Origin of the sequence: Pseudoxanthomonas japonensis (assembly GCF_043632995.1) — a bacterium.
Taxonomy (GTDB): Bacteria; Pseudomonadota; Gammaproteobacteria; order Xanthomonadales; family Xanthomonadaceae; genus Pseudoxanthomonas_A; species Pseudoxanthomonas_A japonensis.
In genome coordinates, this window is record NZ_CP171632.1 from 2,462,124 (window position 1) to 2,480,584 (window position 18,461).

Sequence of the window (18,461 nt, forward strand, 5' to 3'; positions counted from 1 at the left end):
TCAGCCGCGCCGCACCAGACCGCAGTAGACGCCTTCGATGGCGAAGTCCTGCCCCGGCTGCACGTCGATGGGCGCGTGCGCCGGATTGCGCGGCAGCAGGCGGATGCGGCGGCGTTCGCGCTGCAGCCGCTTGATGGTCAGCTCGCCATCGATGCGCGCCACCACCGTCTGTCCGTCGCGCGCGTCCGGGGTGCGGTGCACGCCGACCAGATCGCCATCGACGATGCCGTCGTCGATCATCGAATCGCCCTGCACCTTCAGCAAATAATCCGGCTGTGGCGAGAACAGCCGGCGATCCAGCCACAGTTGTTCGTCCAGGCCGATGTCGGCGCCGATCGGCTGGCCGGCGGCCACCCGTCCCAGCACCGGCAACGGCAGCAGGTCGGCCATGCCACCGGGCAAGCGCAGGCCACGCTTCTGCCCGGGCGCCTGTTCCAGCAGACCGTCGGCGACCAGCGCCTGCACGTGCTTCTGCGCGGCATTGCGCGAGGCGAAGCCGAACGCGTCGGCGATGTCCGCCAGGCTGGGCGCGCGCCCGGCCGCCAGCTCCCGGCGCAGGAAGGCCAGGACGGCGGCACGTTGCGGAGGCAGGTCGATGGGATTCATGGGTGTACATTTGTACACCCTTCCGTCGCTCAGGGCGAGACTGGCGGAGCCGCCGGCTATCGGCTAGTCCGTAGCCCGGGTAAGGCCATCGGCCGCACCCGGGGGTTCCTGATGCATCACGTCTCCCGGGTGCGCTCGCTTACCCGGGCTACGTGGATGTCAGGCGGCCTGTTCCTCGGCCCGCTCGACCATGGTTTCGGCCATCTGCCGCCAGTTGGGCAGCTGGTCCAGCACGCCCAGCGACTTCAGGTAGCTCTCGTCCACCGGCTCGTTGCTGGCCAGCGCGCCGGCCACGTGCACGGCACCCGGTACCCAGAAGCTGCGCAGGCTGGAACGCTGCGGCTGGCGGTGGAACGCCACTGCCTCGACGATCGGCATCGGAAGGCCCCACAGGCCGAGCAGGTAGGCGCCCGCCTCGGTGTGGCCAGGGCGGTCGTCGTCCTCGGTGGCCGGCGTATCGCGCTCGTCGCGCACCCCCGGCAGCAGCAGGCCGATGTCGGCCAGCAGCGCGGCGGTGGCGCCCAGTTCGGAACTCGTGCGCGGCAGGATCTTCGCCGCCAGCCGCGAGGCCAGCAGCGCACGCTGCTGCAGCGCGCCGCGGTCGACGCTGGAGGTGGTCTTCATCGAGAACACCTCGCTGGCGAGCACCAGGTCGCGCAGCGTGCCCAGGCCAAGGCGCGTCACCGCCGCCCGCAGGTCGGTGATGGAACGGCCATTGGAGAAGTACGCCGAGTTGCACAACTGCAGCACCTTGGCGGCGATGGCCGGGTCGCCCGCCACCAGCTTGGCGATGTCGTTGGCGGTGCCTTCATCCTCTTCCAGCGCGCGCGTCAGCGCGAAGTAGAGGTGCGGCGGCGACGGCAGGTGTTCGACGCGGCCGATCGCACGGCGCAGGCGCGGGCTGTCCAGCAGGTCGCGCAGCTCTTCCAGGCTGTGGATCGATTCCAGCACCGTCTCCGACGTCAGCGGCAACGGCAGGAAACGGTGCGCCACGCCGATCAGCTTGATCGGCGCCGCCAGGCTGTCGGCGCTGCCTTCCAGCAGAGCGATGCGGATGGTTTCCGACCGCAGCGTGCGGATCTGGCCCAGCAGCGTGGCCGGCGGCAGGTCCGGCAACGCCGGCCCCACCATCACCACGTCGACGGGCCCGTTGGCGACCGCGAACATCGCCGATTTCCCGTCGGCCACCGTTTCGACGGTCCACTCGTCGCCCATGTCGCCGATGTAGTCGGCCAGATCGTCAGGCAGGCAGGCGGTGTCGCCAACGTACAGAATGCGCAAGGCACGTCCCCTTTTTTTCTTGCAAGTTCATTGCATGCCTCCCGCTCCGGGAGGCACGGACCCATGGAATCTAGCAAGGGTGTCGGCCGTGCCGGGGCATTCTTGAGGCGCGATGCGGGGAATGCGCAGCGCTTCACACTCCGCTGTCGGTGGCGCCCCGACAGCGCGCGGATTCAGAAACGCAGCATGGCCAGCAGTTGCGGCCCGCGGTTGTTGAGGTTCAGGCTGCCGTCGAAGCGCGTGCGTTCGAAATCCAGGTCGACGTCGTTGTAGTTGTAGCGCAGCGAGAACCCGGCGTGCTGCCACGGGAAGTACTCCAGCCGCAGCTGCACGTCGCGCGCATCGCCGGTGACGTTGCCGCCGTTCTTCTTCGTGTAGGCCAGCGATGCGCCCCAGCGCCAGCGCGGCGACAGCACCTGCGCATAGTCCGCGCGCAGCATCGGCGCCCACTCGTCCTCCGACAGCGTGTTGGCATAGGCGGCCGGCGAACCGGCGACCGTCGCCGTGGCATCGAGATCGATGTCCACCTCGTAGCGCATCGCGCCCAGGCCAACGCCGAAAGCGCGCCGCCCGTCCTGGTGGAAGAACCAGGTGTAGGAGACGCCGGTGACCTTCAGGTCCATGCGCCCGGCCAGGTCGGCGTCCACCGGATAGGCGTTGTCGCCGATCCGCAGCGTGCGGTCCAGCAGCCGCGCAGTGTCGTCGTCGTAGTCGTAACCGAAGGCGTCGAAGGCATGCCGGCGTTCCTCGCCGACGCTGCCGCCGATGTTCCACACCAGCGCATCCTGGCGGTCGACGAAGCCGAGATCGCGCTGGAAGTTGACCTGTGTGCCCATCGAGCCGTCGCTGGCATCCCAGCGGGTGTCGAGGTCATGGTCGGCCCAGTAGCGCCCCGCCCCGACATGGAAACGGTCGACGGGCGGCAGGACGTCCTGGGCGAAAGCAGTGGACGATGCGCCTGCGAGCAGCAGGCAGAGGACGAAGCGACGAGGCAAGGGATGACTCCCGTGGCAGGGCAGACGGGTCATGCGTCTTCGTGGGTTCCGACGCAGCCAGCATCCGCCCGCCTCCGTGCCAGGTCAAGGCGGATTGCAGGCGGCTACGCTCCCCCCGGTCCGGGCATCATCCGGCGCCGCCAGGTGCAGCAGCAGGTGCGCCAGCGTCACCACGTCCTGGAAGTTGTGCTGCAGGACGCGCCGCAGCAGGCCGGCATCGCCGCCACGCAGGTACTGCAGCCACGCACCGGGCGCTTCCGACCCGGGCAGGTCGTCCTCGCGCACGATGCCGAGCGCGTTGCGTTCGATGGTCGCCAGCCGGCAGTTCTCCCACACGCCGCGGTAGCGCCGTCGCGTGGGGAACAGCAGGTCGAGATGCTCGATGCCGACCAGCGGCGTGCCCTGCCGCGCCAACCGGTAGCGGGTGGCGAGCAAGGGCGCGTCGTAACAACGTCCGTTGTAGCTGACCAGCCGGGTGTCTTCCGACAGCCAGCGCGAGAATTCGCGCAGCATCGCCGGCTCGGCCGACAGGTGGGTGATCAGCAACTGGCGGATACGCAGGCCGTCCGGCACGAAATCCGACGCGCCCACCATGAAAGCGCGCGTGCCGGTGCCGCCGGACAGGCCGGTGGTTTCGGTGTCGAAGAACAGCATGCCCTGCGTCGGCAACGCATCGGTCCGCGCGAAGGTGCCGTCGATGTGCGATGCGACGTCGTCGAATGGCAGCACCTGTTCGAGGCGAAGCAGACCCGGTGCGATCTCCTCGCCCGGCAGCGCACGATCACAGGCGCGCGCGACCGCCGCAGGCCGTGCGCGCTCACGGATGCCAAGCATGCGCCGCAGTGCAGGCAAAGGATCGTGCACCGGTGGCAATGGAGCAGGCGCCGTGGTGCTTTCATGCCCGGCCTGGCGCCGCAGCCGTTGCAGCTTTTCCAGGCTGACGCTCATGCGGCATCCAGCAGGTGCAGCACGCGTGCCGCCAGCGCACGCGGCGTGGTCTCTGCGTCCTCGTCGTTCGCCAGCACGGGTCCGACGCAGGCGGGACAGCCGGCCTTGCAGTCGCATGCGGACACCAGTTGCACCGCACGCTGTACGAGTTCGCGCTGGCGCCGCCACAAGGGTTCGCTCAGGCCGATGCCGCCGGGATAGTTGTCGTAAAGGTACGCAGTGGGAATGAAGCGCTCGCCCGACACCGGCGACAGCACCTGGCTCTCCGTGCCACGCAGCTGGCCACGCCCCTGCGTATCCGGCAACGCGAACCACGCACCGTCGCCGTCGCCGACCGCCTTCTGCAGGTCGCGACCTTCGGCCATCACTGCGACCGTGGCCGCGATGTGCAGCGCGTAGGCCGCACCGAGGAAGCCATCCAGCGCGTCCTGCCGGGACTCGAAGGCGGACTCCAGCAGTGCCGGTGGCAGCTGCCACCACAGGCTGGTGGTGTGCATCTCCTGGTCCGGCAGGTTCACCGGACCGTAGCCGATGTTTTCGTGCGTGTAGTAGCGGATCTTCTTGTAGCCGGCCACGCGCCGCACCACGTGCACTTCGCCGTGGTGGCAGGTGCCCTGCCCGGCGATGCAGCCGTCGAAGCGCTCCAGCACCTTCAGCTTGGTGTAGTCGATCGCATCGGTGTAGTAATCCACGTGCGTGCGGGTGACGTAGGCCTTGCGCCCTTCCCAGTCCAGCCGCTCCACCTGGTACGGGGTGGACTGGATCATGTGGATGGCGCCTTCGTACAGTGTCAGCGGTGCGGCACTGAAGTCCACCTCGGCGATGATCACCTGGCGACCGTCGGTGCGATCGACGACGACGAAGTTGCCGTCCGCCACCGAGCGCAGGCTCACCGCATTGGCCGGATAGCTGTCGGCGATCCACTCGTAGCGGTCGCCTTCGCGGTGGACCACGCTGTCTTCGTCGAGCAGTTGCAGGAACGGCGTCGGATCGACCGGGCCGAACGGTTCCCCGGCGAGGAACGGCAGCTCGAACGCCGCGCAGCGCACGTGGTCGAGCAGGACCATCGGCTGGTCCGGCGCGATGCGTGCGTGCTCCGGCGGGCTGTCGGCGAAGAACTCCGGATGCCGCACCACGTACTGGTCCAGCGGCTGCGAGCTGGCGACCAGGATGCCCAGCGACGCCTGCTGGCGACGCCCGGCCCGGCCGAACCGCTGCCATGTCGCGGCGATCGAGCCCGGATACCCGTTCAACACCACCGCATCCAGGCTGCCGATGTCCACGCCGAGTTCCAGCGCGGACGTGGAGACGATCCCGTCCACGCGCCCGTCGCGCATCGCGCGCTCGGCCTCGCGCCGCTCGGTTGGCAGGTAGCCGCCACGGTAGGCGCGGATGCGCGCCGGCAGTCGCGGATCGCTGTCGAATACGTCCTTCAGGTACTTGGTCAGCACCTCGACCATGGTGCGCGACTGCGCGAACACCAGCGTCTTCAGCCCCGCCTTGATCGCCAGCCGCGCGATGCGGTTGCTCTGCGACCGCGCCGAGGCGCGCAGGCCAAGATCCGGATTGACCACCGGCGGATTCCACAGCAGCACGTGTTTCTCGCCGCTCGGCGCGCCGGACTCGGTGATCGCATGCACCGGCAGTTCCAGCAGCGCTTCGGCATGCGCCTGCGGATTGCCGATGGTGGCCGAGCAGACGATGAACTGCGGCGTAGCGCCGTAGAACGCACAGACGCGCCTGAGCCGGCGCAGCACGTTGGCCACATGGCTGCCGAACACGCCGCGATACGTATGCACTTCGTCGATCACCACGTAGCGCAGGTTCTCGAAGAACTGCGCCCACTTGGTGTGATGCGGCAGGATGGCCTGGTGCAGCATGTCCGGGTTGCTGACCACGATGTCGCCATGCAAACGGATCGCCTGCCGCGCGTCGCCCGGCGTGTCGCCGTCGAAGGTGAAGGCCTTCAGGCCGAGGTCGCCGGCCCTGCTCAGGTCCAGCAACTCCGCCACCTGGTCCTGCGCCAGCGCCTTGGTCGGGAACAGGTACAGCGCCTTGCCGCGCTTCGACAGCGCCGACGCCACCACCGGCAGCGTGTAGCACAGCGACTTGCCGGAGGCGGTCGGCGTGACGATGGCCAGATGGTCGCCTGCCTGCGCCTGCCGCCACGCCTCGGCCTGGTGCGAATACAACTGCCCGATGCCGCGCTGGCGCAGCGCGCCGGCCAACGCCGCCGGCAGGTCGTCGGGCAGCGCCTCGTAGCGTCCTTCGCGCGCGGGAATGACGAACTGCCCGGTCACGCGATCGCGGTACTTGCCGGCGAGGCGTTCGGCCAGCGCACCGCCGTTGGCGCTGGCCGCCGGCAGCAGGGAAGCCTCGTCGGCATGGCGGCGGATCAGGGCGGTCTGGGCAGGCATGGCGGTCCTTGAGGGCGACAGACCGCCATCTGACGCGCGGCGCGTCTCAACCGCTGAGACTGACTGCCGACTGATCGCGCACCGCGACCTCAGCTTTGTGATCAGGCAACGAAGGGATTTCTCACTGGTCGATAACGCCCGGCGCGATACCACGGCATGAGCCCCACGGAGGCTCCCCCATGGACCGACAGCTCTACCGCGACCAGCTCGACACGCTCCGTCAGCTGCCGCCCCGCGCACCGGTAGCGACCCGCGATGCCTTCGCTGCCTTTACGGTGCACGACTACGGTCGCCGGCGCCGCCTGCATCCGGATGTCGCCTGGGAGGACGCCTGCCGTGCGTATGCGTTCGCAGCCGCGTCGCACGCCGACCATGCCGGCGACCTGGATCCCGATACGGAACTCGAACTGGAAGACCACTGGGAACGCCTGAGCGGCGACGCCGGTCCCGACTGGCCGGTCGCCCGCACCCTGCTGCGCGAGGCCTGGCGCTGGCTCGACGAGCACGGCGCCATCCAGCCCCGCATGCATTGAGGGCTCGCCGCTGCAGGAACGACGAACGGCTGGCCGCTCGCGCCGTGCCCCTGCGTGTCCATGGAAGCAGGGGCCACCATAACGACAAGCGCCGACCAGGCAGGAACCTCGCGCCTCTTCCCGGAGGGTTGCACGTCACGACTGCGGCGACACCGTGCGGCCGGCGCTCTCGCGTGCCCGCAGCGCAGACCGTGGTTCTCCGCGGGTTTCCTCCTCGCCAGGCCCTGTGCCATGGAGGGGAATCCATGTCCTGCCAGCCCGATCCGCTCGCCCATGCCTGGAACGAGGCGGCGATGCCCTGTGCCGTGGTCGATATCCAGACAGAGCTGCATTTCTGGGAAGCGACCTACGCACGCCAGGCCTTCCACCGCCCCGGCCTGGCCTTCCGCCACTACGTGCCCACGCTGAAGTTCGCCTTCGACATCTACCTGCTCTCGCACCGCCGTCCGCTGCAGGAACTGCTCCCCGCCCTGCCCGCGCGCTACGAGGCCGCGCTGGCGCGTGGCGCGCGCCTGGACTGGTCGCTCGCATCGGTGGTGATCGCACGGGTGTGGGAGCGGCTCAACGCACCGCTCGAACAGGATCCTCCCCTGTTCGCGCCCCCGGCCGCTGCGGCGGTGGACGAGCGCACCCTGATCGCCGAGGCGATGCGACGTCGCGCAGGCACGCTTTTCACGCCGTGATGGCAAAGGTGAACCAAAATGCGTCCGCGAGGTTAATTGCGGGTTAAAACGCCCTTTATTTCACTTAAGCATCACTGCGCCGAACAAACCATCCACCGTGTCACCACCACACCGACACGGGGGATTCACCATGGTCAGCCTGCAGCAGCGAAACGCTCGCACGACCGCGCAGATCGTCGATATCGATGCCGAACTGGCGTACTGGAAGACGCGACTCAACGAGGACACGTTCCAGGTCGTCGGTGCCACGGTGGGCGACCTGGAGCAATGCCTGAAGGTCGGCTACGACGCCTACCTGCTGCACCACCGTCAGGAGTTCGACGAGATCGCGCCATCACTGCGCGACCGGCTGCAGCGGCACTGCCCGGACACGCCGATCGGCTGGTACCGCGCCCAGCCCATCATGCGTGCGGTGTGGCAGCGGCTGAAGCCCGCCGGCCACGTCTGATCGCGCCCCGGCGCGCCAGCGATCCCCCCGGGGTCGTCAGGCGCGCAATCCCAGCGCGTGTTCGATCGCGCCGAACAGCGCCTGGACCTGCACCGGCTTGGCCACCGTCGCGCACTCGCGACCATCGGGCGGCCTGCCCGGCTCCTGCAGGCGGACCACCGGGCCGTCGAAACCCGCCTCCTGCAGCACGGCCAGCACGTCCGCCGCCGACAGCAGCAGGATGTCGTCATCGATGATCGCCAGCGCGGGCATGCCGTCGCGGGCGATCTGCTGCAACGCGTTCGCGCCGTCGGGCGCCATGACGGGATCGTAGCCCTGCGCCGCCAGGGCGTTGCCGAGCAGCGACAGGCGCGTGGCATCGCCATCGACCAGCAGGATCCGGCGTCCCGCGCCGTCGGCGAACGCGGCGTCTTCGATGCCCGTCCACTCCTCGGCCTTGGGCGCGGGCAGGTGCAGTTCGAACGACGTGCCTTTCCCCAGCGTGCTGCTGACCTCGATGCGTCCCTTCACCGACTCGACGATGCGCTTGCACGACATCAGGCCCAGGCCGGTGCCACTGCTCTTGGTGGTGAAGAACGGCGTGAACAGCTGCTGGCGCGTGGCTTCGTCCATGCCGCTGCCTTCGTCGGTCACGCGCACCACCACATAGGGCTGGCCATCGGCCGCCACCGTCGTGCTTGCCGACAGCGTCAGTTGTCCGCCGCGCTCGGCCATCGCCTGGATGCCGTTGAGGCACAGGTTGATCAGGCACTGCTGGAACTCGGTGTAGTTGCCCTCGATCAGCAGGTCCTCGGGCGGCAGTTCGACGGTCAGGCGCACCTGCCGCGACAGGCTGCCCTGCAGCAGCAGCTGCACGGCGCTGAACAGCGCGGCCACGCTGATGGTTTCGCTGGCCTTGCGCGAGCCGCGCACGAACGACAGCATCGAATCGGCCATCTCGTGGCCACGCTTGCCGCTTTCGGAAATCACCGCGCCCAGGCGCAGGATCTTCGGATCCTCGCTGTAGGTGGACAGCAGGTCGGGCACGATCAGTAGCGGCTGCAGGATGTTGCGCAGGTCGTGGCTCAGGCCCGCGGCCAGCATCGCCAGACAGTCGAGCCGCTGCGACCGCATCAGTTCGCGTTCGGCGTGCTCGCGCTCGCGCTCGGTGCGCGCCTCGCGGATCGCGCGCGCCACCGCTGCCGGCAGACGTGCCGGCGAATGCTTCAGCACGTAGTCGCTGGCGCCTTCCTGCAGCGCCTTGACCGCGGCCTCTTCACCGATGGTGCCGGAGAAGAACACGAACGGCAGCCGTGCGTCGTGGCGGCGCAGGATCTCCAGCGCCTGGTAGCCGGAGAAACCCGGCAGCTCCATGTCCGACAGCACCAGGTCGAACGGCTCGCCGGCCAGCGCGGCGCGCATCTCGTCCGCCCCGTCCACGCGCAGGAACTCCGCGTCCAGGCCCGCTTCCAGCAACTGTTCGATCAGCAGTTCCGCATCGAGCTCGGAATCCTCGACGAGCAGGAGGCGGACGCGGCCCAGCGGGGTTCCGGAATGCGGCACGACTCAGTCCCTGACAGGTGTTTCGTTGATCACGGCCCAGAACGTGCCGAGCGTCTTGACCGCCTGGAAGAACTGGTCGATGTCCACCGGCTTGACCACGTAGGCGTTCACGCCCAGGTCCCAGCTGCGCGCCAGGTCGCTTTCCTCGCGCGAGGACGAGAGGATCACCACCGGCAGGTGCTTGAGCTTCTCGTCGTTGCGGATGTTCTTCAGCACCTCGAGGCCGTCCATGCGCGGCATCTTGATGTCCAGCAGCAATACCGAGGGCATGCCGTCCTCGCGGCCGGCGTGTGCGCCGCGGCGGAACAGATAATCCAGTGCCTCCACGCCGTCCTCCACGTGCACGATGGGGTTGGCCAGGTTGGCCTCGCGCAGCGCATCGATCGCCATTTCGGCGTCGGCCAAGCTGTCTTCGGCCAACAGGATGGTGCGGATGTCGCTCATGCGTCTTTCTCTCGGGAGGGCGGTGCATCGAGCGCCGCGGGAAGGGTGAAGAAGAAGGTCGCGCCCTGGTCGGGCGCCGCTTCGGCCCAGATGCGGCCGCCGTGGCGGCCCAGCACGCGCCGCACGCTGGCCAGGCCGATGCCGGTGCCGCTGAACTCGCTGGCCTTGTGCAGTCGCTGGAACACACCGAACAGCTTGCCGGCGTAGGCCATGTCGAAGCCGGCGCCGTTGTCGCGCACGCTGAACAGGTGGCTGCCGTCGTCCTGCAGGCGGTGCTCGACCTCGACGACCGAGCGCTCGCGCTGGCTGCTGTACTTCAGCGCGTTGCCGAGCAGGTTGCTCCACACCTGGCGCATCATGTTCTCGTCGGCCAGCACGATGGGCATCGGCGAGATGCGCCATTCCACGCGGTCGGCGCGGCCGTCGCTGGCCTCGTTCGCGTCCAGCATGGCGCGTGCCTCGGCGACCAGCGACTGCATGTCCACCGCCTGCAGGCGCAGGGCGCTGCGGCCAAGGCGCGAGTACACCAGCAGGTCGTCGATCAGCTGCGACATGCGGCGCGCGGAGTCGCCGATCACGCCGATGTAGTGGCGGCTCTTGTCGTCCATGCCCTCGCCCAGATGGCGACCGAGCTTGTCGGAGAAGCCCGCCACATGGCGCAGCGGCGCACGCAGGTCGTGCGAGACCGAATAGCTGAAGGCTTCCAGTTCGCGGTTCACTTCCGACACCTGCTCCACCTTGCCTTCCAGCTGGCGGTTCAGTGCGGCGATCTCCTGCTGCGCGGTCTTCTGCAGCGAGATGTCGCTGACCGTCATCAGCACCGCATGATCCTCGCTGTCCGGCAGCGGCATGCGGCGCGCGTTGATCAGCACCGTGCGCTGCAGGCCGTCGGCGGTCTCCTGCTGCAACTCGTAGTCCCACAGCTCGCGCCCGCGCGCCAGCACGTCGTCCAGGCGTTGGCGCATCACCTTGTCCTGCCAGGCGAGACCCAGGTCGTCCAGGCTGGTGGCCTTCTCGTCCTTGCGAATGCCGTACAGCTCGGCGAAGGCGCTGTTGTGCATCTGGATGTGCTGCTCGCCATCCAGCAGCACGATCGGCTCGCGCACGGTATCCAGCACCACCAGCGCGCGCTGGCTGGCCTGTGCGGTCCGCTTCTCGGCCGCCAGCCGGCGCCCCACCTGGCGGCCGAGCGCCATCAGCACCAGCGACAGCAGCAGCAGCTGCGCCCCCAGCGCGACCATCCGGATCATCTCCATCCGCCGGCGTTGCTCGGTAGCGTCCTGGTGACGCTCCTTCAGCAACACGCGCTCGTCATCCAGGATCTCGCTCAGCAGGCCCCGGATCGGAAAACGTGTGGCCAGCGGCGCGACCACCGCTCCCTTGTAGGCCTCCGGCGCCTCCAGCAACTGGTCGACCACCTCGATCCTGGCGTTCACCAGTTCCCGAAGGCGACCCACGCGCACCAGCTGCTCGGGGTTGTCCACCGTCAATCGCGCCAGTTCCTCGAAGCGCGCCGGCAGCGACTTCCGTCCGGCCACCAGTCGCTCGCGCGCCAGCGGGTGATCCGCGCCGAGGGCGATCAGCATGGCCGACGCCTCCATCTCGCGGACGTCCAGCGCCAGGCCGAGCACCGTGGCCTCGACCTCGTGGGTATGGATGACGGCGTCGGCAGCTTCCTGGTTCGCACGCGACAGCCCCTGCAACAGGATCACGGGAACCACCACGATCAGCACGATCACCAACCCCAGCAGGGGCAGGCGCGATTTTTCCCACAGTGTGCGGGTGCGGTCTTGGTTCATGGTCCCCTGGCGTCGAGCGGACGCGTAAGGGCACCGACATGCCCGCGCGAAGTTCGCAACGATGCTATCGCAGGGTCGTCGTATTTGGAATCACAAAAACACGTTCAGGAAAGGCCCGCAACATGAACGCGATTGCGGCCTTCGTGCTTCGCCTCGTACAGCGCCCGGTCGGCACGCCGCATCTGCTCGCGCAGCGACTCGCCCGACGCGTGCACGGCGATACCGGCCGAGAGCGTGGCGACGACATCGCCATGCGCCTTGCCGAACTCCCCCCGCACGCGCTCGGCGAAAGCCTGTGCCGTCCCGGCGTCGTCACCGTCCAGCAGCACCGCGAACTCCTCGCCGCCGATGCGCGCCGCGCATCCGTTCGCCCCGACGCGCGCGCGCATGATGCCGCCCAGCCGCTGCAGCACGGCGTCGCCGCCGTCATGGCCATGGTCGTCGTTGATGCGCTTGAAGTAGTCGATGTCCAGCACCACCACCGCCACCGGCCGTCCCGCCGCGATCGCCTGCGCGTGCGCGGCGACGGCGCGCTCGTTCCAGCCATTGCGGTTCAGCAATCCGGTCAGTTCGTCGGTATGCGCCTGCTGCACCAGCCGACGACGCATCTGCCATGCGGACACGGCGAAATCCGTCCGGTAACCCGCCAGCACCAGCCCGAAACCGATGGTCGTCAGCGTATACAGCCAGTACAGCGCGGTGCCCGTGCCCGGCGCGCCGTACAGCGCGATGCGCAGCTGCGCCATCACCACGATCAGCAGCGCCAGCGCCAGCAGCGAAGCCGGCCGCACCATCAGCGCCATCAGCGCGAGCGGCAACAACTGGAACAGGCCGGTACGCAGCGCCAGCTGGCCGGTCGCGCCCGGCAGCGGCATGCTCATGAAGACGCCGGACAGCAGCGTGCCCGCCAGGATCAGCATCAGCCGGTGCTGCCAGTGCACCAGGCGCGCGATGCCGGCGGCGCAGGCCGCGACGCCGACCGAGGCCAGCAGTTGCGCCCAGACCGGATAGCCGATCGACGGCGTCACGTCCGCCAGTTCGAAGAGCGCGATGATCGCCAGCAGCACCGCACCGCACAGCAGCACCCCGCTGACGATCGGGCGCGTGGCACGCAGCTGCGCCCGCGCGAGGTCCTCGCGTTCCGCGGCGTCCAGCGCACGGGTCGAACGGCGCGACAGCAACAGGCGCACGCTGTGGCGCAGGCCGGGGACGAAGATCGGAGCGTGGACGGTCTGGGCGCGCATGCGCGATTCCTGGACGGGACCTTCCCCGGAATGCAACCCGCGTGCCATGTCGCCTTCCGCAGCGGCATGGCGCCTGCGACGGCGGCGCCTCAGCGCCGACATGCCACCCGCATGCCCGTCAACGCGCATCCTCGACCCGCTGCGTCGGTGTTCGACGGGATACGGGCGAAGGACACGTGCGTCATCCGCCGAAGGCCGCCCGCATGCGTGCTTCGTCGGGCTGCTCGATCACGCCCTTCTCGGTGACGATGGCGTCGATCAGCGACGCCGGGGTGACGTCGAACACGGGGTTCCAGGCCGCCACGCCCTCGGCCACGATGCGGGTGCCGCCGATGCCGAGGAGCTCGGCCGGGTCGCGTTCCTCGATGTGGATCGCCTCGCCGTCCGGCGTGGCCATGTCCACGGTGGACGACGGCGCCACCACCATGAACTTCGCGCCGTGGTGGCGCGCGGCGATGGCCAGCTGGTACGTGCCGATCTTGTTGGCGGTATCGCCGTTGGCGCAGATGCGGTCCGCACCGACGACCACCCACTGCACGGCGCCGGTCTTCATCAGGTGCGAGGCGGCGGAGTCGGCGATGAGGGTGGCCGGAATGCCGTCCTGCTGCAGCTCCCACGCGGTCAGGCGCGCGCCCTGCTGCCACGGTCGCGTCTCGCCCGCGTACACCTTGCCGATGCGGCCCTGCGCCACGCCCGCGCGGATCACGCCCAGCGCGGTACCGAAGCCGGCGGTGGCCAGCGAGCCGGTATTGCAATGGGTCAGCACGCCGCTGCCTTCGCCGATCAACGCCGCGCCGAGCTCGCCCATGTGGCGGTTCGCCGCCAGGTCTTCCTCGGCGATCGCCAGGGCTTCCAGTTCCAGCACGCCGCGCCAGTCGCTGCCGGCGGTACGCAACGCGGCGCGCATGCGCGCCAGCGCCCACGCGAGGTTGACCGCCGTCGGCCGTGCATCGTTGAGGCGCTGCAGGGCGGGTTCAAGCTTCTCGAGCGCCTCGTCCGGCGTGGCGGCCAGCACCTCGCGCGAGGCCAGCACCACGCCCCACGCGGCGGCGATGCCGATGGCCGGCGCGCCGCGCACGGCAAGGTCGTGAATGGCGGCGGCGACCTCGTCGCTGGTCGTGCAGGCCAGATACTCCACCACGAACGGCAGCTTGCGCTGATCCAGCAGCTCCAGGGCGGTGCCGGTCCAGCGGATCGGACGGATGCGGTCGTAGCGGGCGTAATCGATGGTGTCGTTCATGCCCGCATTGTAACGGCCCGCCGTCGGCGGGCCGTTACCCTCATGGAACTCACCAGGTGCGGAACTCGGCCCGGCAGCCCGACGTCACCCACACGCCGCGATTGTCCCGACCCCAGGTGCGGCCCTCGATACAGGCGCTGCTCGACAGCTGGCGGACCAGTTCCACCCGGCGCCCGTCGACCGCGCAGGTACGCGTGCGGCCATTGTCGGATTCGCAGCGGAACGTGCGCCCGCCGTTGCCGTTGTCGCCCCAGCCGCCGCCATTACCCCACCCGTTGCCATGGCCGCGACCATAGACCTCGAACTCACCCCGGCAGCCCTGGGTCACCCACAGTCCGCGGCGATCCTGTCCCCATGTCTGGCCTTCCACGCAGCGCGAGCTTGAAAGCTGGCGAACCAGGCGCACGTCGGCGCGCGCGGGAATGGCACAGGTGCGCGTGCGGCCGTTGTCCGACTCGCAGCGGATGCGCTGGCCGTTACCGGACCAGGCACCGCCGTTGCCCCAGCCACCGCCGCGACCGCTGGTGAATTCGGCACGGCAGCCACGATCCACCCACACGCCGTTGCGGCCCTGGCCCCAGTTGCGGCCTTCCTCGCAGCGCGTGCTCGACAGCTGGTGCGTCAGCTGCACGCCCCCGCGCGTGTCCATCGGGCATTCGCGGTAGCGGTTGCTCGGCGATTCGCAACGGACGGTCTGTCCGTTGCCGTAATAGCGGTCGTCGTATTGCGGCCCGGCCTTCGCGGCGGCCGTTCCGAGCAGGGCGACGGTTCCGAGCATCAGCGAAGCGATCAGGTGGCGTTCCATGGCAGGCATCCTCGTGGGTGTTGATTCGCAATCTACGCAGCGAGAATGAACACGACCTCACGAAACCGTTTGCAGTCGCAAGCGCCCGCACGCGATGTTTGGCTGGCTTTCAGGCCCGCGCGAAATCGAACGCCAGCACATCGGCGATGCGCGGCGTATCCAGCATCGCCATCAGCAGCCGGTCCACGCCCAGCGCCACGCCGGCGCAGGCCGGCATGCCGTGTCCCAGTGCCGCCAGCAGTGCTTCGTCCAAGGGCGGCACCGTGTCACCACGCGCCTTCCGCACCGCGACGTCGCGCTCGAACCGCGTGCGCTGCTCCACTGCATCGGCCAGCTCATGGTAGCCATTGGCCAGTTCCAGCGGCCCGAGGTACAGCTCGAAGCGCTCCGCCACCGGCACGCCATCGCGTTCGACCACGCGCGCGAGCGCGGACTGGCTTGCCGGATAGTCGTGCACGACGGTGATGTGGTCGCGCGCAAACGCCGGCTGCAACCGGTGCGTCATCAGCAGGTCCAGCCAGTCGTCGCGGGTCAGGCCTTCGCCATCGATGGCGATGCCGGCCGCCGCGTTGCGCACGGCATCCAACCCGGCCGTCATCGGATCGAAACCGAGCGCCTGCGAATACAGGTCGCGGAAGCGGATGCGCGACACCGTCGCCTCCCGTCCGATCATCGACAGCGCCGCCTGCACCAGCGCCACGGTCTCGTCGATCAGCGGCTCCAGCGTCCAGCCCACGCGGTACCACTCCAGCATGGTGAACTCCGGATTGTGGCGCCCGCCCGCCTCGCCATCGCGGAACACCCGCCCCAGTTCGAAGCAGTCGCCGACGCCCGCCGCGAGCAGGCGCTTCAGCGGGAACTCGGGCGACGTCCGCAGCCAGCGCGTGCGCGGCGCACCGTCAGTACGACCGGAGAAATCCAGCGAGAAGGAGGCGATGTTCGCGTCGGTGTTGCCTGCGCGCGACAGGATGGGGGTCTCGACTTCCAGCACGTCGCGGGCGAAGAAGAATTCGCGCACCAGCCGATTCACCCAGGCCCGCAGGCGCAGCGCATCACGGGAACCTGAGGGCGCCCAGGCGAGATCGGCGACCCCATCCGTCCAGGTCGGCCCTGGCCGCCAGCGACTCACGCGCCACTCCCGTGCTGCGCCAGAAACGCCAGCAACTGCGCCTCGTCCCAGACCTCGATGCCGAGTTCCTGTGCTTTCGCCAACTTGGAGCCCGCCGCTTCACCCGCCACCACCAGGTGCGTCTTCTTCGACACACTGCCGGCCACCTTGGCGCCGAGGGCTTCGAGTTTCTCGCCGGCCTCGTCGCGGCTCATCGCGGCCAGGCCGCCGGTAAGCACGACGGTCTTGCCATCGAGTGGGCCGGCGGAGACCCCGACGTCGTCCGGCGTGTTCGCCAGCAGTTCGTCGAGCGCCGCACCGCTGCGCGTCAGCAGCTTCGCGTTGGCTTCATCTTCCAGCCACGCGGCGAAGGCGTTCGCCGAATCGCTCGGCAGGCCGGCGGTGACGAAGTTGTGCGCGGGCGCATCGAGCAGCGCGTCAACCGACGGAAACGCCGAGGCCAGCTGTTCCGCGCGCACGCGGGTCACCTTGGGAATCTCCAGGTCGACCAGCAGCGTCGCCAGGTCCAGGCCGGCACGCAGCTTGCCCGAGGGCGCATGCGTGTCGCCGATGACGACACCACGCGCCAGCAGGTCGTCGATGGCCTGCTGGTTGCCGGGCTGGTCGAAGAAATGGCCGAGCGAGCGCGCCACTTCGCCGCCGATGTCGGGCACGCGCTTGAACAGCGGCCACGGCAGGTGGCGGATGCGCTGCAGGTCACCGAACCACACAGCCAGCGCCTTGGCCGTGCTCTCGCCGACATGCTGGATACCGAGCGCAAACAGGAAACGCTCCAGCGTGGTGCGGCGGCTGCGGTCGATGGCCTCGATCAGGTTCTCGGCCCACTTGGTCGCCACCTTGCCGGCCTTGACGGTCTCGGGCGTGGTGCCCTCACGGACGTCAACCTGCCGCTTCATCTCCAGCAGATCCTCCAGCGTCAGCTTGTAGAGGTCGGCGACGGAGGCGAGATACCCCAGGTCGGAGAGGTCTTCGATATAGCGGTCGCCCAGGCCTTCGATGTCCATCGCGCGGCGCGAGGCGAAGTGGCGCAGCGATTCCTTGCGCTGGGCCGGGCAGCTCAGTTCGCCCGAGCAGCGCCAGACCGCCTCGCCTTCCTCGCGCACGATCTCGGCACCGCACACCGGGCAGCGCGTCGGCATCTGCCATGGCTGCGTGCCGTCGGGGCGTCGGTCGAGGATCACGCCGGCCACTTCGGGGATGACGTCGCCGGCGCGCCGCACGATCACGTGGTCGCCCACGCGCACGTCCAGCCGCGCGATCTGGTCGGCGTTGTGCAGCGTGGCGTTGGTGACGACGACGCCGGCCACATGCACCGGCGTCAGCCGCGCGACCGGGGTGGCGGCGCCGGTGCGGCCGATCTGGATCTCGATGGCCTCGACGGTGGTCGCCTGTTCCTGCGCCGGGAACTTGTGCGCGATCGCCCAGCGTGGCGCACGCGAGACGAAACCCATCTCGCGCTGCCCTTCCCCGTCGTCCAGCTTGTAGACCACGCCGTCGATGTCGAACGGCAAGCCATCGCGTGCTTCTCCGATGCGGCGGTAGTAGTCGAGCAGGCCCTCGGCGCCTTCAACCACCTCGCTGAGGCTGCTGACCGGAAAACCCCAGGCGCGCAGCTGCTTCAGCGTGGCGGAGTGGGAATCCGGCAGCTCGCCGCCTTCCACCAGGCCGGTGCCGTAGGCGAAGAACGCCAGCGGCCGCTGCGCGGTGATGCGTGGGTCCAACTGCCGCAGCGAGCCGGCGGCACCGTTGCGCGGATTGGCCAGCACCTTGCCGCCATGCAGGCGGGCGTGTTCGTTGTACGTCTCGAACTCCGCACGCGGCATGTAGACCTCGCCGCGCACTTCCAGCAGCGCCGGCCAGTCCTTGCCGCGCAGCTTCAAGGGGATGGCCTTGACGGTGCGCAGGTTGGGGGTGACGTCCTCGCCGGTGGCGCCGTCGCCGCGGGTGGCGCCCTGCACGAAGACGCCGTCCTCGTAGCGCAGGCTGATCGCCAGGCCGTCCAGCTTGGGTTCGGCGGAGAACTGCAGCGTGGGTCGCTTCAGTTTCTCGGCGATGCGTCTTACGAAGTCGTGCACTTCCTCGTCGCTGAAGGCATTGCCCAGCGACAGCATGGGAATGGCATGCCGGACCTCGGCGAACTTGCCAGCCGGTGCGTTGCCGACGCGCTGGGTGGGCGAATCGGCGGTGACCAGATCCGGATGGGCGGCCTCCAGTTCATCCAGCTCGCGCAGCAGGCGGTCGTACTCGGCGTCCGGGATGCTGGGCTCGTCGAGCACGTGGTAGCGGTAGTTGGCGTCCTCCAGCTGGCGGCGGAGGTCGGCGATGCGGGCAGCGGGTTCCATGGCGC

At 69.1% G+C, this 18,461-nt stretch carries 16 protein-coding genes; 3 read left to right on the plus strand and 13 right to left on the minus strand.

Annotated elements, in window-relative coordinates:
- From lexA to ACGHX3_RS11320, 5 genes are all read right to left on the minus strand, one after another.
- Nucleotides 1–606, minus strand: a complete 606-nt coding sequence (gene lexA / locus ACGHX3_RS11300; protein WP_394695007.1) for a LexA family transcriptional regulator — start codon at nucleotides 604–606, stop codon at nucleotides 1–3.
- Nucleotides 607–765: 159 nt separating this feature from the next.
- Entirely contained in the window at nucleotides 766–1,887 is a 1,122-nt protein-coding gene (locus tag ACGHX3_RS11305) for an HDOD domain-containing protein (protein ID WP_249720310.1), read from the minus strand.
- Between the two features lie 173 nt (nucleotides 1,888–2,060).
- Nucleotides 2,061–2,915, minus strand: a complete 855-nt coding sequence (locus tag ACGHX3_RS11310; protein WP_394695008.1) for a hypothetical protein — start codon at nucleotides 2,913–2,915, stop codon at nucleotides 2,061–2,063.
- 51 nt (nucleotides 2,916–2,966) lie between these two features.
- Nucleotides 2,967–3,830, minus strand: coding sequence for a ribonuclease H-like domain-containing protein (locus ACGHX3_RS11315; RefSeq protein ID WP_394695009.1), 864 nt, complete (start codon nucleotides 3,828–3,830; stop codon nucleotides 2,967–2,969).
- Nucleotides 3,827–6,247 carry a DEAD/DEAH box helicase gene (locus ACGHX3_RS11320; RefSeq protein ID WP_394695010.1) on the minus strand — a complete coding sequence of 807 codons (2,421 nt, stop codon included), beginning with the start codon at nucleotides 6,245–6,247 and terminating at the stop codon, nucleotides 3,827–3,829. The genes ACGHX3_RS11315 and ACGHX3_RS11320 overlap by 4 nt, the downstream gene beginning before the upstream one ends.
- Nucleotides 6,248–6,426: 179 nt before the next feature.
- On the opposite strand from ACGHX3_RS11320, the gene ACGHX3_RS11325 reads away from it, so the two are divergent.
- The 3 genes from ACGHX3_RS11325 to ACGHX3_RS11335 all read left to right on the plus strand — a co-directional run bounded on the left by ACGHX3_RS11325 (nucleotide 6,427) and on the right by ACGHX3_RS11335 (nucleotide 7,911).
- The gene (locus ACGHX3_RS11325) at nucleotides 6,427–6,780 is read left to right on the plus strand and encodes a hypothetical protein (protein ID WP_394695011.1); all 354 of its coding nucleotides are present in this window, start codon (nucleotides 6,427–6,429) and stop codon (nucleotides 6,778–6,780) included.
- 245 nt (nucleotides 6,781–7,025) lie between these two features.
- Nucleotides 7,026–7,463, plus strand: a complete 438-nt coding sequence (locus tag ACGHX3_RS11330) for a hypothetical protein (protein ID WP_394695012.1) — start codon at nucleotides 7,026–7,028, stop codon at nucleotides 7,461–7,463.
- Between the two features lie 130 nt (nucleotides 7,464–7,593).
- Nucleotides 7,594–7,911 (plus strand): hypothetical protein, encoded by a 318-nt coding sequence (locus tag ACGHX3_RS11335; protein ID WP_162337287.1) that lies wholly within the window; start codon nucleotides 7,594–7,596, stop codon nucleotides 7,909–7,911.
- 36 nt (nucleotides 7,912–7,947) lie between these two features.
- Here the strand turns inward: ACGHX3_RS11335 and ACGHX3_RS11340 are convergent, their stop codons facing one another.
- The 8 genes from ACGHX3_RS11340 to ligA all read right to left on the minus strand — a co-directional run bounded on the left by ACGHX3_RS11340 (nucleotide 7,948) and on the right by ligA (nucleotide 18,456).
- Nucleotides 7,948–9,453, minus strand: a complete 1,506-nt coding sequence (locus ACGHX3_RS11340; RefSeq protein WP_162337286.1) for an ATP-binding protein — start codon at nucleotides 9,451–9,453, stop codon at nucleotides 7,948–7,950.
- 3 nt (nucleotides 9,454–9,456) lie between these two features.
- Nucleotides 9,457–9,897, minus strand: a complete 441-nt coding sequence (locus tag ACGHX3_RS11345; protein WP_162337285.1) for a response regulator — start codon at nucleotides 9,895–9,897, stop codon at nucleotides 9,457–9,459.
- The gene (locus ACGHX3_RS11350) at nucleotides 9,894–11,696 is read right to left on the minus strand and encodes an ATP-binding protein (protein ID WP_313927147.1); all 1,803 of its coding nucleotides are present in this window, start codon (nucleotides 11,694–11,696) and stop codon (nucleotides 9,894–9,896) included. Before ACGHX3_RS11350 ends, ACGHX3_RS11345 begins: the two co-directional genes overlap by 4 nt.
- Nucleotides 11,697–11,800: 104 nt before the next feature.
- Complete coding sequence (locus ACGHX3_RS11355) at nucleotides 11,801–12,940, minus strand: diguanylate cyclase (RefSeq protein ID WP_394695013.1); 1,140 nt, start codon at nucleotides 12,938–12,940, stop codon at nucleotides 11,801–11,803.
- A gap of 181 nt (nucleotides 12,941–13,121) precedes the next feature.
- Nucleotides 13,122–14,180, minus strand: a complete 1,059-nt coding sequence (gene mtnA, locus ACGHX3_RS11360; protein ID WP_394695014.1) for an S-methyl-5-thioribose-1-phosphate isomerase — start codon at nucleotides 14,178–14,180, stop codon at nucleotides 13,122–13,124.
- A 49-nt stretch (nucleotides 14,181–14,229) separates the two neighbouring features.
- The gene (locus ACGHX3_RS11365; RefSeq protein ID WP_394695015.1) at nucleotides 14,230–14,985 is read right to left on the minus strand and encodes a DUF3011 domain-containing protein; all 756 of its coding nucleotides are present in this window, start codon (nucleotides 14,983–14,985) and stop codon (nucleotides 14,230–14,232) included.
- A gap of 109 nt (nucleotides 14,986–15,094) precedes the next feature.
- Nucleotides 15,095–16,033, minus strand: coding sequence for an EF-P lysine aminoacylase EpmA (gene epmA, locus ACGHX3_RS11370; protein WP_394697277.1), 939 nt, complete (start codon nucleotides 16,031–16,033; stop codon nucleotides 15,095–15,097).
- 77 nt (nucleotides 16,034–16,110) lie between these two features.
- Nucleotides 16,111–18,456: an NAD-dependent DNA ligase LigA gene (gene ligA / locus ACGHX3_RS11375; protein WP_394695016.1), complete on the minus strand. Its 2,346-nt coding sequence runs from the start codon at nucleotides 18,454–18,456 to the stop codon at nucleotides 16,111–16,113.
- Nucleotides 18,457–18,461: the final 5 nt, after the last annotated feature.